Annotated in this window: 11 protein-coding genes; 2 read left to right on the top strand and 9 right to left on the bottom strand. The window is 55.7% G+C overall.

All coding sequences use genetic code 11. From position 1 onward, the window contains the following. Nucleotides 1-33: 33 nt before the first annotated feature. Nucleotides 34-1,398 carry a lysine-sensitive aspartokinase 3 gene (gene lysC, locus GTU79_RS27960; protein WP_203523739.1) on the top strand — a complete coding sequence of 455 codons (1,365 nt, stop codon included), beginning with the start codon at nt 34-36 and terminating at the stop codon, nt 1,396-1,398. A 3-nt stretch (nt 1,399-1,401) separates the two neighbouring features. On the opposite strand, the gene GTU79_RS27965 is transcribed toward lysC, so the two are convergent. Genes GTU79_RS27965 through GTU79_RS27995 form a run of 7 tightly spaced genes read right to left on the bottom strand, consistent with a single transcriptional unit; the run spans nt 1,402 to nt 8,246 of the window. Beyond that, nucleotides 1,402-3,057, bottom strand: coding sequence for a Na/Pi cotransporter family protein (locus GTU79_RS27965; RefSeq protein ID WP_132924517.1), 1,656 nt, complete (start codon nt 3,055-3,057; stop codon nt 1,402-1,404). Between the two features lie 19 nt (nt 3,058-3,076). Further along, nucleotides 3,077-3,727: an HAD family hydrolase gene (locus GTU79_RS27970; RefSeq protein WP_203523740.1), complete on the bottom strand. Its 651-nt coding sequence runs from the start codon at nt 3,725-3,727 to the stop codon at nt 3,077-3,079. Beyond that, the gene (locus GTU79_RS27975; RefSeq protein ID WP_203523741.1) at nt 3,724-4,716 is read right to left on the bottom strand and encodes an ABC transporter ATP-binding protein; all 993 of its coding nucleotides are present in this window, start codon (nt 4,714-4,716) and stop codon (nt 3,724-3,726) included. Before GTU79_RS27975 ends, GTU79_RS27970 begins: the two co-directional genes overlap by 4 nt. A 2-nt stretch (nt 4,717-4,718) precedes the next feature. Beyond that, nucleotides 4,719-5,504 carry an ABC transporter permease gene (locus GTU79_RS27980; RefSeq protein WP_132924511.1) on the bottom strand — a complete coding sequence of 262 codons (786 nt, stop codon included), beginning with the start codon at nt 5,502-5,504 and terminating at the stop codon, nt 4,719-4,721. 32 nt (nt 5,505-5,536) lie between these two features. Beyond that, nucleotides 5,537-6,376, bottom strand: a complete 840-nt coding sequence (locus GTU79_RS27985) for an ABC transporter permease (protein ID WP_203523742.1) — start codon at nt 6,374-6,376, stop codon at nt 5,537-5,539. Then, a complete protein-coding gene (locus GTU79_RS27990; protein WP_203523743.1) occupies nt 6,373-7,170 on the bottom strand; it encodes an alkaline phosphatase family protein in 798 nt (265 codons plus the stop codon). Before GTU79_RS27990 ends, GTU79_RS27985 begins: the two co-directional genes overlap by 4 nt. A 14-nt stretch (nt 7,171-7,184) precedes the next feature. Beyond that, nucleotides 7,185-8,246: an ABC transporter substrate-binding protein gene (locus tag GTU79_RS27995; protein WP_132924505.1), complete on the bottom strand. Its 1,062-nt coding sequence runs from the start codon at nt 8,244-8,246 to the stop codon at nt 7,185-7,187. A gap of 195 nt (nt 8,247-8,441) precedes the next feature. On the opposite strand from GTU79_RS27995, the gene GTU79_RS28000 reads away from it, so the two are divergent. Further along, nucleotides 8,442-9,182, top strand: coding sequence for a UTRA domain-containing protein (locus GTU79_RS28000; protein ID WP_203523744.1), 741 nt, complete (start codon nt 8,442-8,444; stop codon nt 9,180-9,182). 24 nt (nt 9,183-9,206) lie between these two features. Here the strand turns inward: GTU79_RS28000 and GTU79_RS28005 are convergent, their stop codons facing one another. Further along, nucleotides 9,207-9,536, bottom strand: coding sequence for a Dabb family protein (locus tag GTU79_RS28005; RefSeq protein WP_203523745.1), 330 nt, complete (start codon nt 9,534-9,536; stop codon nt 9,207-9,209). A gap of 617 nt (nt 9,537-10,153) precedes the next feature. Then, nucleotides 10,154-13,789 carry a methionine synthase gene (gene metH, locus GTU79_RS28010; protein WP_420854211.1) on the bottom strand — a complete coding sequence of 1,212 codons (3,636 nt, stop codon included), beginning with the start codon at nt 13,787-13,789 and terminating at the stop codon, nt 10,154-10,156. Between the last annotated feature and the right edge of the window lie 128 nt (nt 13,790-13,917).

Genomic DNA, 13,917 nt, shown 5'->3' on the forward strand with positions numbered 1-13,917 from the left:
ATGGATGACAGCTTGATACGAGGCAGCAAGAGCATGGCAGAAACAGCATTACACCCCCTAATCGTGGCAAAATTCGGCGGTACCAGCGTCGCTGATTTCGACGCCATGAATCGCAGCGCGGATATCGTCCTGTCCAATCCCTCGGTTCGTCTGGTGGTATTGTCCGCCTCCGCGGGCGTCACCAATTTACTGGTGGCGCTGGCGGAAGGGAATGAGCCGGAAAGGCGCGCCTTCCATCTCGATGAAATTCGCCGAATTCAATACGCCATTATCGATCGCCTGGCGGAATCACAGGTCATCCGCGAAGAAATCGATCGCATGCTCGATAATATCGCCATGCTTTCCGAAGCGGCGGGGCTGGCGACCTCTCACGCCCTGACCGATGAGCTGGTGAGTCACGGCGAGCTCATGTCCACCCTGCTGTTTGTGGAGATACTGCGCCAGCGCCAGGTGGCGGCGGAGTGGTTCGATGTGCGCAAGATTATGCGCACCAACGATCGTTTCGGCCATGCCGAACCGGATATCGGCACGTTGAAGGAGCTGACCCGGAATCTGCTGTTGCCGCGGCTTTCCTTGTCGCTTACCGTTACCCAGGGTTTTATCGGCAGCGAGGCCAAGGGACGCACCACGACGCTTGGGCGGGGCGGCAGCGACTACACCGCCGCGCTGCTTGGCGAAGCGCTGCATGCATCGCGAATCGATATCTGGACCGACGTGCCGGGTATCTACACCACCGACCCGCGCGTGGTGCCGGAAGCGCGGCGGATTGATGAAATCAGCTTTGAGGAAGCGGCGGAGATGGCCACGTTCGGCGCCAAAATCCTCCATCCCGCTACGCTGTTGCCGGCGGTGCGCAGCGATATCCCGGTGTTTGTCGGCTCCAGTAAGGACCCCCATATCGGCGGCACGCTGGTGTGCAACAAAACCGCCAATCCTCCGCTGTTCCGCGCCATCGCCCTGCGCCGCCGGCAAACACTGTTGACGCTGCACAGCCTCAACATGCTGCAGGCCCGGGGCTTTTTGGCGGAAGTTTTCAATATTCTGGCCCGCCACTACATCTCCGTGGATTTGATTACCACCTCGGAGGTGAGCGTGGCGCTGACCATGGATACCACCGGCTCTACCTCCACCAGCGCCAGCCTGTTGACCACCTCGCTGCTTACGGAGCTTTCGTCCCTGTGCCGGGTGGAGGTGGAAGAAAATCTGGCGCTGATCGCGCTGATCGGCAATAAGCTTTCCCAAGCCTGCGGGGTGGGCAAAGACGTGTTCGGCGTACTGGACCCGTTTAATATCCGGCTGATTTGCTACGGCGCCAGCAGCCATAATCTGTGCCTGCTGGTACCCGGACAGGACGCCGAACAGGTGGTGAAAACCCTGCATCATAACCTGTTCGGGTAATGCTTAGACAATTTTTGGTGTTTTGCGGCGATCGTCCAGGTCGTCCGCGTCCTCTTCTTCCAGTTCCAGCGCATTGTAGGCCACCGAGCAGAACAGCGAGTTGACGCGCTTCATGTCTCCCAGCAACCCCAAATGAAGGGAACTGGTTTCCAGGCTCTGGACGTTTTGCTGATGCAGCCGGTCCACATGGGCGTGGGCATAGCGGCGATCGGTGATGCGAAACCGGTGTTTTGCCCGCCGCAGACGCCGCGCGCTGGTGATATCCCCCGACAGGAACACCGACAGGCCCAGGCGCAGATTGGATACCAGCTGTTCATGGAGGGTATCCAGTTCCTGTAGCCCTTCCGGGGAAAATGCCCGGCGGGTTGCCAGGGACTTGGCGGCAATATCGCCGGTCATGCGTTCGATGATGTCCCCGGCCTGTTCCAGGTTCAGGGCCATCTCGATGATTTCCGCCCAGCGGCGGGAATCCGGCTCATCCAAATCCTCTTTCGGCATTTGCGCCAGATAAAGCTTGATGGCGGTATAAAGCACATCCACATCATCATCCAGCCGGCGTACTTCACGATCCTTGTTCGGCTGGCCGTGCAGCACCTCATGATGCAGCAGCAGCATACTCTCCACCACATCCCCCATGCGCAGGGTTTCGCGGGAAGCGTTGGCCAATGCCAGCGCCGGGGTATCCAGCGCGCTCACGTCCAAATGGCGGGGCCGAACCCCGAGTTCGCTGGCCGGCGTATCCCCTATCCATTGCGTACAGAGACGGGCCATCGGGCCGGCAAAAGGCACCAGGACAAGGCAGCGGATCAGGTTATAGAAAACATGGAAATAAATCACCAGCTCGGCGGCGCTCACCGGCAGGCGGTCCAGCAGATCGGCCAGTAAAGAAATAACCGGTAAAACCACCACGCAGCCGATCAATTTGAACAACAGGCTGCCGAGGGCCACCCGCTTGCCTTCGGCATTTTGCCCGCTGGCGTTAATCATCGCCAGGATGCCGCTGCCGAGATTGGCGCCAATCACCAGGCACAGGGCGACTTTAAAAGAGATAACATCGGTGGCGGTGAGCGTGGCGGTGAGCAATACCGCCGCCAGGCTGGAGTAACTGATAATGGCGAACAGGGCGCCGGTGAGGGAATCCAGCACCACATCCCCGGTCAGGGAGGAGAACAGGACTTTAACGCCGTTGGCCTGGGTGATAGGGGCCGCGGCGGCTACAATCAGCTCCAGGGCCAGCAGGATCAGGCCCAGGCCGATAAACACTCTGCCTATCTGGCCGATTCGCGCTTGCTTGCGGCCGAGAAACAGGCAGACGCCGATAAAAATCAGCAGTGGCGAAAGCCAGGATAAATCAAAGGTCAGCACCCTGGCCATCAAGGCAGTGCCCACATCCGCCCCGAGGATAATCACCAAGGCAGGGGTTAGGGCCACCAACCCCTGGGACACAAAGGAGGTCACCAGCATTGCCGTGGCGTTGCTGCTTTGCACCAGCGCGGTAACGCCGATACCCGCCATAAACGCCATGGGCTTTTTTTCTACGCTGCTACTCAGCACCTGGCGTAAACGGGCGCCGTATACACGCATAATCCCGGTACGGACAATGTGAGTGCCCCATACCAGTAATGCCACCGCGGAAAGCAGATGCAACAAAGTCAGCACGCGTATCAAAACTCCTTAATTACCAGCGGTGAATCGGCCACCCGGCCCCTTGGGCATGCCGCAGCAGGACGCTATCCGGATTAACGGCATGGGGATAGCCGACCTGAATCAGTAATGGCAAATCGTTACTGGAATCGGAGTAGAAACTCGCCTCGGCCAATACCGATAAATCTCCCCCCAACAGCGACGACAAACGAGCCACCTTTCCTTCCCGATAGGTTAATATGCCTGTGGTCTCACCGGTATAGGAATCGTCCAGCACTTCAAGCTTAATGGATAATGTTTCACTGATGCCGAAATGCTGCGCAATGGGCGTCACCAGGTGTTCACCGGAGGCGGAAATGACGATAACCCTATCCCCACGGGCCCGATGGGCATCAACACAGCGGCTGGCCTCTTCACGGATGGCCGGAACAATCACGCTCTCGATAAACCGGTTCACATGGTGCCTTACTTCGCCGGTTGAACGGCCGATTAACGGCTGCAGGGTAAAGGACATATACTCATCCATGGAAAGTGTCCCCTGGGCATATTGCCGCATCAGCGTCTGCTCCCGCCGGACAAAGGCGCTGCCCTCCGTCCACCCCAATTCGCACATATAACGACTCCACAAGCTGGCGCAATCGCCATTGATGAGAGTTTCATCCAGATCGAATAACGCCAGCCTCATGCCACCTCACATAATGTCGCTATATCTAACTGTAGACCAATCTGCACATCATTAGGATGGAGATCGGCCACCGAACGGTTCAAAACATCTACAAGCAGTTCAATGCCTTGCGTTTCCACACGATAACGGATCACATTCCCCAGCAGGCTGTGGCTGAGGATGCGTCCCTCAATGCCCTGGCCGACCGGAACCAGGGTAATGGACTCGGGCCGGACGGCCACTTGTCCCTGCCAGGAACGTCCAGTCAGCAACGCGGCCTGCTGCGGGCTCAGTACATTGTAACTGCCGATAAACCCGGCGGCGAAGGCATTCACCGGCCGGGTATAAAGCATCTCCGCACTGCCGTTCTGCACGATTTTACCTTTATTCATCAACACCACCCGGTCGGACAGGGTCAGGGCCTCTTCCTGATCGTGGGTGACGAATATCGCGGTCAAGCGCAGCTCTTGCTGAATACGGCGGATTTGATCCCGCAAATGTTTACGAATACGGGCATCCAACGCCGAGAGCGGCTCGTCCAGCAACAGCAGCCGCGGCCGGGTCACCAGCGAGCGCGCCAGCGCTACCCGCTGGCACTGCCCGCCGGAAAGCTGGTGCGGATAGCGGTGGGCGAATTCCTGTAATTCCACCAATGCCAGCACCTCTTCCACCCGCCGGCGGATCTCGGCGGACTGCAATTTCTGCATTTTCAGGCCGAAGGACACATTGCCGTCCACAGTCATATTCGGGAACAGGGCATAACTCTGAAATACCATGCCGATGCCCCGCTGCTGCGGCGCCAGCGGCACCAGGTCTTCTCCCTGCAGAACGATTTGCCCGCTGTCCACCGAGGTCAGCCCCGCCAGGCAGCGCAAGAGCGTGGATTTTCCACAGCCGCTGGGACCCAGCAGCGTAACAAACTCACCCTCATCCGCGCTGAAATCGATATTCTCAAAGACCTGGGTCGGTCCGTAATGTTTGTTGAGTTGTTTAACCGCCAGATAAGACATGATTAATCCTTGTCCTTGTTAACGGTATTCGCCGCCAGGGTCAGCAGCAGTACCACCAGGAAGTATGAGATGACCAGCGCGCTGGTTAAATGACCGCTGCCGTTACGCAGGTTGTACAGGTAAACCTGCAGCGTTTCAAAGCGGTTGCCCACCAGCAGGTTAGCGAACACAAACTCACCTATCAGAAAAGAGAAGGACAGCAGCAACGCGATCATACAGCCTTTACGCAGATTCGGCAGCACCACCAAAATTGCCGCTTTCCAGGTGCTGGCCCCCAGCAACTGCGCCGCATCCATCAGATCGCGCAAATGAATGGCCTGCATATTGTTGGTAATGGCCCGGTAGATAAAGGGCAGCGCTATGGTGAAATAACAACCGATCAGGATCCATGGCGTACCGGTGAGCGCCAGCGGGCCGTCGGAATAGAGCTGCAACAAGCCTACCGATGACACCACCGGCGGTACGGCAAACGGCAGCAGGATCAGGATATTCATAACTGAATCAAGCCGGGGAAAATAGTAAGCAATCACAAACATTAAGGGCAGCACCAGCACCACCGATAACGCCAGGGCGCCGAAACAGATGATTAATGAGTGCTCCAGCGCAATCAGGAAGCGGGGATCCTGCAATAGCTCGGTCATCCACTTCAACGTGAAGCCTTCGGGCAAAATCGTCGAGCCCCACTGGCTGGAAAATGCGTAAATCAACGTGGCGACCAACGGTGATAACAGGATAATCAGCATGACCGTGACCACGCCACGGTGATAGAAATTTTCAATACGCGACATCAGAGCCTCCTGAACAGCCGGCCGGCAATAGATTAAGGACGGGCATGGGTGTAGCTCCGCCGGATGATCCATTGATGCACTAGGGTAATAAAGACCATCAGCACCACCAGGAACATACCCAAGGCGCTGGCCATATTCGGATCCAGGTCCAGATCCCCCGCCACCAGGGCGGCAATGCGAATCGGGATAACGTTGAAATTACCGCCCGTCAGCGCATAAATCGTGGCGTAAGCCCCCAGGGCGTTTGCCAGCAAAATAACGAAGGTACCCAACAGGGCAGGCGCCAGCACCGGTAAGCCAATGTAGCGCCAGTAATGCACCTGTCCTGCCCCCAGCAACGCCGCTGACTCTCGCCAATCCTCGCTTAAGGCGTCGAACGCCGGATAGAGCAGCAGCACCCCCAGCGGAATTTGAAAATAGGTATAAAGCACCATCAATCCGGGTTTGGAGTAAAGGTTAAAGTCCTCCAGCACGCCGTAACGGCGCAGAATCAGCGTGACGCAGCCGTTGGTGCCCAGCAGGATGATAAAGGCGAACGCCAGGGGCACCCCGGTAAAGTTACTGGTCATATTGGTAAAAGACATCACCGCGGTGCGCAATCGGGTGGCGCCCAGCTGGCGCAGTGAATAGCTGCACACCAGTGCGATCAACAGGCCGAACAGGCTGGACCAGAAGGTTATCTCAAGGGAAAAAACGATGGCCTGCCGGTAAAACGGCGAGGTGAGTATCTCCTGGTAATTGGCAAATCCCCATCCGTCCGTCTCGCTGTTAAAACTGTTAAAAGCCATCCAAATCATCGGCGCAATCTGGAAGGCGCAGAAAAACAGGACAAAGGGCAACATGATGGCCGCCGCCAGCCATTTACCCTTCATTTGAGTATCCCCCCACAGACCGGTTTATCATGCTCCACCCCCAGCAAAGAACATACCGTGCCGCAGAGTTCAGTTTGCCGCACCGCCGCCGGCGATTGGCTGAACGCTTCGCCGAAGACAAACAGCGGCACCTGGCGCTCTTCCGGCAGAATTCCGCCATGGCTACGGTCATCGTTCATACCGTGATCCGCGGTCACCAGGACCTGATAACCCCCGGCCAGCCACTCCGGCAGATATAACGACAACAGCCCGTCCGCCGTCCGCGCCGCGTTACGGTATTGCGGCGTGGATAAACCGAAACGGTGGCCGGCATCGTCGATGTTCATCGGATGGATTAACAGGAAATCCGGCTGATAACGCAGCCGCAGGCTTTCGGCGTCTTCAAACACATGGGAATCGGGATAATGATCCGCATGGTAAAAATGCCCGTACTGAATGGCGGCCTCAGGGTCGAGGGTATGGCGATCGCGGGCCGCATCGAACGGCGCGCGATTGTAGAGTTCGCTTACCCAATGATACGCCGCGGCCGCGGTGGTCAAACCGGCGGCGCGGGCATAATGAAAAATACTGCGATGACGGGAAAGCCGCACCACATTATTGTGGACCACGCCGCTCTCCACCGGCGGCATGCCGGTAAGAATGCATTCGTACAATGGCCGCGATAATGACGGCAATTCACATTCCAGCGAATAGAGGCATCCGTGCCCCGCCGCGCATTCCGCATGCAGATAACCCATGGCGTCATAGGCTACCTGATAATTTAATCCGTCCAGTATCACCAGCACAGTTTTCATCAGGACTCCTTGACTTACTGCTGCATGGATATCATGACATTTTCCTGCCACAGCCGAGGTAAGGTTTTAGCGCTCTGCTCCCAAGCGGCCTGATCGGCGATGGGATGGGCGTTTTTATATTGCCCGATAGGCAGCAGTTTGGCTTTGACATCCTCCGGCAGGGTCAAATGTTCTATACGAATAGGACGGGCATAACCTCTGGCCAGGTTGATTTGTCCGGCGTCGGAGAAGATATATTCCCGGGCAAATTTCGCGGCGTTGGGGTGTTTGGCGTATTTATTGATGATGGTGGTATAACCCGAGGTAATGGAGCCGTCGGAAGGAATCAGCACCTCGAAGCGGGTTTTGTCGATGGTATCGCGATAGTTAAGGCCGTTGAAATCCCAGACGATGCCCACATCCACTTCCCCTTTTTCCAGCGAAGCGATAGTGGGATTATTCAGTCCCAACCGCCCGGCTTTGGCCAGCTTGGCAAAGAAATCCAGGCCCGGTTTCAGGTTCTTCTCGTTGCCGCCCATGGCATAGGTCGCCGCCAGGACGCCGTTAACCGCCTGCGCCGCGGTGCTGACGTCCCCTACGGAAACCTTGTAACTGCCGTTAAGAAGATCGGCCCAGCTATGGGGTATTTGTTTTACCGTCTGCTTATTGACGATAAAAGCGATGGTGCCGGTATAGGCCAACGCCCAGTTGCCGTCCTTATCCTTTGCCCAGGCGGGCACCTGATCCCAGGTACTGGGTTTATAGGGTTGCGCTACGCCTTTTTGTACCGCCAAAGGCCCGAAAGAGGATCCCACGTCGCCGATATCGGCGCTGGCGTTATTTTTTTCCGCCAGAAACTTGGCGATTTCCTGGGCCGAACTCATATCGGTATCGCTGTGCTTGAGTCCGTATTTACTGGACAAATCCGCCCAGGTGTCTTTCCAGTTTGCCCAGCTGTCCGGCATACCGACACTATTAACCTCGCCTTCTTGTTGTGCTGCTTTTTGTAACGCCGCCACATCGGCGGGTGCGGCGTAACCGGCCTGGCTGGCCAGCAAAATCGCGGTTGTTAACACTGAAGCGAACAAAAGTTTCATATGTGATGCTCCGGATGATAGTGTGTGAATGGAACAGATAACTGGTCTAGTCCAGCAAGAACCAAGCCAATCTACTTAATAAAGATGAATATTTGATGTCAGTAATTCTTTTAGCCTGTTTTTTGTTATGGTTTCACTACCGCATCCGCAAAGGCGGAAAATCATGCACTATGACAATGCAGATGGGTGACTAAAATGCCTCAAAATGACGCTCCTTTTCTGCAAAGCCTTTCCCGGCAGAAAACCGTTACCGCCATTTGCCAGGCCATTAGCGGCTGGATCACCCAGGGCGTATTGACCCATAACGACCGTTTGCCGGCGGAGCGCATCCTTAGCGAGCAGTTCGCCACCACCCGCATCACCCTAAGAGAAGCCCTGGGTCAATTGGAAGCACAAGGGATGATTTATCGCGAGGAGCGCCGCGGCTGGTTTGTCAGCCCGCCGCGGATTATCTATAACCCGCTTCAGCGCAGCCATTTTCATGCCATGGTCAGGGAACAGGGACGAAAACCGGATACCGAAGTATTGGATGCCGGTGAAATCGTGGCGCCGGACGCGATATGCGCCCATCTGGACCTGCCGGTGGGGGGGCGGGTATTTTGTATTCGACGGGTGCGACGCATCGACGGGCGGGCGGTGCTTTATGTGGAGCATTATCTCAATGTCGCTTTTTTCCCGGCGATTTTGCAAGAAGATCTCACCTCTTCCCTCACCGAACTCTACGCTAACCGCTATGGGATCCGTTATGGCAAGGTCCGTTTCGACATGTTGCCCACCACCTTTCCCCTCGCGGCATCGCAGGCGCTGAAGGTGGCGGATAACAGCCCGGCGCTGTTTATTACCCGTATCAATCGCGATCAGTATGCGCGGATTATCGATTGTGACTTGGAATATTGGCGTTATGACACGCTGCATATCAGCGTGGAAGCGGAATAACGGAGGCAAATGGCACGGGGAAGGTCAGGTCTCGGCTTCCCGGGATAATAACGCATCGAAAATCAGCACTGAACAGACCCCGTCGGTGAGAGACGGCAGAATAATATTTTCCCGGACATAAAGATGATGGCGGTGGTTAAGATAAATTTCCAGCGCGTCATTATCGGCAAAATAAAGGCTTATTTTGTGCCTGAATCCGTAATCGTGTTGTTCGCGGCTGATATTTTCATGCCATGAAGCGTTGATAATACCCGGAATATACCGATCCATGGTCAATAACGCTGCGCTGATGCGATGAATTTCATCTTCGCCGAGCGTCGCCTTGAACCGGAACAACACGTTATGTTGAATCATCTTAACCTCTTACCGTCATTGAATTTTCCCTTTCAAGAACGTGGCGCGGTCTTCTCCATTCCCTTACCGGGCATATAATTGCGCTTCATATACCACTGTGTTGTTCTAAATGCCGCCACTAAGTTTGCCAGGAAAATTTTCTCTTCATGTTGGTCCATATACCACCCCAATTTGCCATATTTATACCCATCAAGGGTATACGAGTCCAAAACCATTAACGCCGCCGGTCCGCAATTGCCGATAGCGGGAATGATTTCCCGTTATCATGAACTGCGTAATGTCCTGCGGGTTAATAGTAAATGTCTGCCGATTGCTCAGACTGCTTCCAATAAAATAAAAATTTAAATAAAGTTATGAACAATTACATTTCAAATAATAATTAGCGTTTTGATTATAATGCCGCTTTGCTTAGATCAATCTAACGCCGGCAAGGGAATAGGTAAAATAATTATATTATTAGCCATAATTAATTAGCGGGGTATAATTCTTATTATAAAATCAATATTGCTAATAAATTCAATGTTAAGCTTCCCTGTCCAGGCAAAAAAACAGGTAATTTTAGAAACAAAAGCAATCCAAAAGGATTGCTTACCATCATCCCTATGTGGAATTGATCCTCAATCGGCATCGTAGCCGAGATTAGGCGCCAGCCAGCGTTCAACTTCCGCCACCGGCATACTCTTACGGGCGGCATAGTCCTCCACCTGATCCCGCTGAATTTGCGCCACGGCATAATATTTACTGTCGGGGTGGCTGAAATACCAGCCGGAAACCGATGCTCCCGGCCACATGGCATAGGATTCAGTCAACCGCATGCCGGTATTTTCGTCAACGTTGAGCAGGCGCCAGATAGCCTCTTTTTCCGTATGATCGGGACAGGCGGGGTAGCCCGGCGCCGGGCGGATACCCTGATAATTTTCCCGGATCAACTCCTCGTTGCTGAGGTTTTCCGTAGCGGCATACCCCCAATAGACTTTACGCACCCGTTCGTGCAGGTACTCGGCAAACGCTTCAGCCAACCGATCGGATAAGGCTTTTACCATGATTTTATTGTAATCGTCATGCAGGGCGTCATAGTCCGCGGCCAGTTGGTCTTCCTCCAAACCGGCGGTCACGGCAAACGCGCCGAGATAATCCGCCTTGCCGCTGGATTTCGGGGCCACGAAGTCTGCCAGGCAGTAATTGGCGAAATCGGTTTTTTCCGTCTGCTGGCGCAGATGATGGCTGACGGCAACCACCTCGCGGCGGCTTTCATCCCGATAGATTTCAATATCGTCACCCACCCGGTTGGCGGGAAACAGCCCCACCACGCCGCGCGGGAGCAGTGATTTTTCAGCGGAGAGCTTATCCAGCATGGCGTTGGCATCGGCAAACAGCCGCCGGGCTTCTTCGCCGATCACCTCGTCCTGCAGCAAGCGCGGATATTTACCCGCCAGCGACCAGGTCATAAAAAACGGCGTCCAGTCAATATAGTTGCGCAAGGTCTCAATGGAGGCCGTCACCGCCTGAATCCCCAGGCGATGGGCCACCGGCGGAGTGTAATGCTCCCAGTCCATGGCGGCGTCATTGTCCCGCGCGGCTTGTAATGTCACCGGCGGGGTACGGGGCTTTTTACGGCCATGCTGGATACGCACCGTGTCATATTCACTGCGGGTTTTCTGGACAAATTCGTCCCGTTGCGCATCGGACAGCAGTGCGGAAACCACCCCCACGCTACGGGACGCGTTCTGGACATAAATCGTCGGTCCGCTGTAGTTGCGCTCGATTTTCACCGCGGTATGGGCCTTGGAGGTGGTTGCGCCGCCAATCAGCAGCGGCAGCGTGAATCCCTGCCGCTCCATCTCCTTGGCGACGTTGACCATTTCATCCAGCGACGGGGTAATCAAGCCGGACAGACCGATGATATCCACGTTCATCTCCCGGGCGGTCTTCAGGATTTTGTCCATCGGAACCATTACCCCCAGGTCGATGATTTCATAGTTATTGCATTGCAACACCACGCCGACGATATTTTTACCGATATCGTGGACATCACCCTTTACCGTCGCCAGCAGGACTTTTCCCGCCGCTTTCTTTTGCTGCTTACCGGCCTGGATAAAAGGCTCCAGGTAAGCCACCGCCTGCTTCATGACCCGCGCCGATTTCACTACCTGCGGCAAAAACATCTTGCCGGCGCCAAACAGATCTCCCACCACGTTCATGCCGGACATCAGCGGCCCTTCAATGACCTCGATGGGCTGTGCCGCCTGCTGCCGCGCTTCTTCGGTATCGGGCTCGATAAACTCGGTAATGCCTTTTATCAAGGCATACTCCAGGCGTTTTATCACCGGCCATCCGCGCCATTCCGCCTGCTGCTGCTTACTGACTTCGTCGGTCTTGCCGCCGCGGTACTTCTCCGCCAGTTCCAGCAACCGCTCGGTGCCGTCGGCGCGGCGATTAAGCACCACATCCTCCACCGCCTCGCGCAGCTCAGCCGACAAATCGTCATAAATGGCCAATTGCCCGGCATTGACGATACCCATATCCATACCGTTGCGGATGGCGTGATAAAGGAATACCGCATGAATGGCTTCCCGCACCGGTTCATTGCCGCGAAACGAGAAAGACACGTTGGAGACACCGCCGGAAATCAGCGCATGGGGCAGTTCGGCCTTGATATCGGCACAGGCGCCGATAAAATCCATCGCATAATTGTTATGCTCCTCAATGCCGGTGGCGATGGCAAAGATATTCGGATCAAAAATGATATCTTCCGGCGGAAAGCCCACCGTCTCGGTCAGGATACGGTAAGCCCGGCGGCAGATGGCTATTTTGCGCGCGCGGGTATCCGCCTGTCCGTCCTCGTCAAAAGCCATCACCACCACCGCGGCGCCGTAACGGCGCACCAGGCGGGCATGGTGGATAAAGACCTCCTCGCCTTCCTTCATGGAGATGGAGTTGACGATGCCTTTGCCCTGGATGCATTTAAGGCCTTGCTCGATAACATCCCATTTGGAGGAGTCGATCATGATGGGTACGCGGGAGATGTCCGGCTCTCCGGCAATCAGGCTCAGAAAACGCACCATGGCGGCTTCGGAATCCAGCATGCCCTCATCCATGTTGATATCGATAACCTGGGCGCCGCTTTCCACCTGCTGAAGGGCCACCGCCAGGGCTTCATTGTACTTTTCTTCTTTTATCAGGCGTTTGAAGCGCGCAGAGCCGGTGACATTAGTCCGTTCGCCCACGTTCACAAACAGGGTGTCTTTGTCGATATTAAGGGGTTCCAGCCCCGCCAGGCGGCAGGCCACCGGCCGATCCGGCAGCTGGCGCGGCGGTATGCCCTCAATGGCCCGGACGATGGCGGCGATATGCTCCGGCGTGGTGCCGCAGCAGCCGCCGACGATATTCAAAAAACCGGCGCCGGCCCACTCCTTGATTTGCCTGGCCATAACATCGGGGCCGAGATCGTACTCGCCGAAGGCATTGGGCAACCCGGCATTGGGATGGGCGCTGATGTAACACTCGGCAATCCTGGACAGCTCGGCGACATACTGCCGCAGCTCATCCGGGCCAAGGGCGCAGTTCAAACCGAACGACAGCGGTTTAACGTGCCGCAGGGAGTTGTAAAAGGCTTCCGTGGTCTGGCCGGAAAGCGTCCGTCCCGAGGCATCGGTGATGGTGCCGGAAATCATCACCGGCAACTCTACGCCCATGGCTTCAAATTCGGTTTCAATGGCGAATATTGCCGCCTTGGCGTTGAGGGTATCGAAAATGGTTTCCACCATAATCAAATCCGCGCCCCCCTCAACCAATGCGTGCACCGACTCTCTGTAAGCACTTACTAACTGATCAAAGGTCACGTTGCGGAACGCCGGATCGTTTACATCCGGGGAAATCGAGGCGGTGCGGTTGGTGGGGCCCAGGACGCCGGCAACATAACGCGGTTTATCCGGAGTGCGCGCCGTCCATTCATCGGCGCACTGGCGTGCCAGCCGGGCGGCTTCGAAATTAAGCTCGCCAACCAGCGACTCCATCTGGTAATCGGCCATGGCGATGGCGGTGGAGTTAAAGGTATTGGTTTCCAGAATGTCGGCGCCCGCTTCAAGGTAGGCGTAGTGAATCGCGGAAATCACCTCGGGCTTGCTGAGCACCAGCAAATCGTTATTGCCCTTCAAATCGCTTGGCCACTGGGCAAAGCGCTCGCCCCGGTAGTCCGCTTCCTCCAACCGGTAGCTCTGGATCATGGTGCCCATGGCGCCGTCCAGCACCATGATGCGCTGGGCCAATTGCCGGCGAAGTCCGTCAGTTCGATTATTCACTATTACCCATCCACCGCAGAAAAATATACCCGTTATACTTCAAGCTGCAGGTGCGTCGCTTTCCTGCAACCCGAATTATC

It is taken from the genome of Sodalis ligni (assembly GCF_016865525.2).
In the GTDB taxonomy this organism is placed as follows: Bacteria; Pseudomonadota; Gammaproteobacteria; order Enterobacterales; family Enterobacteriaceae; genus Acerihabitans; species Acerihabitans ligni.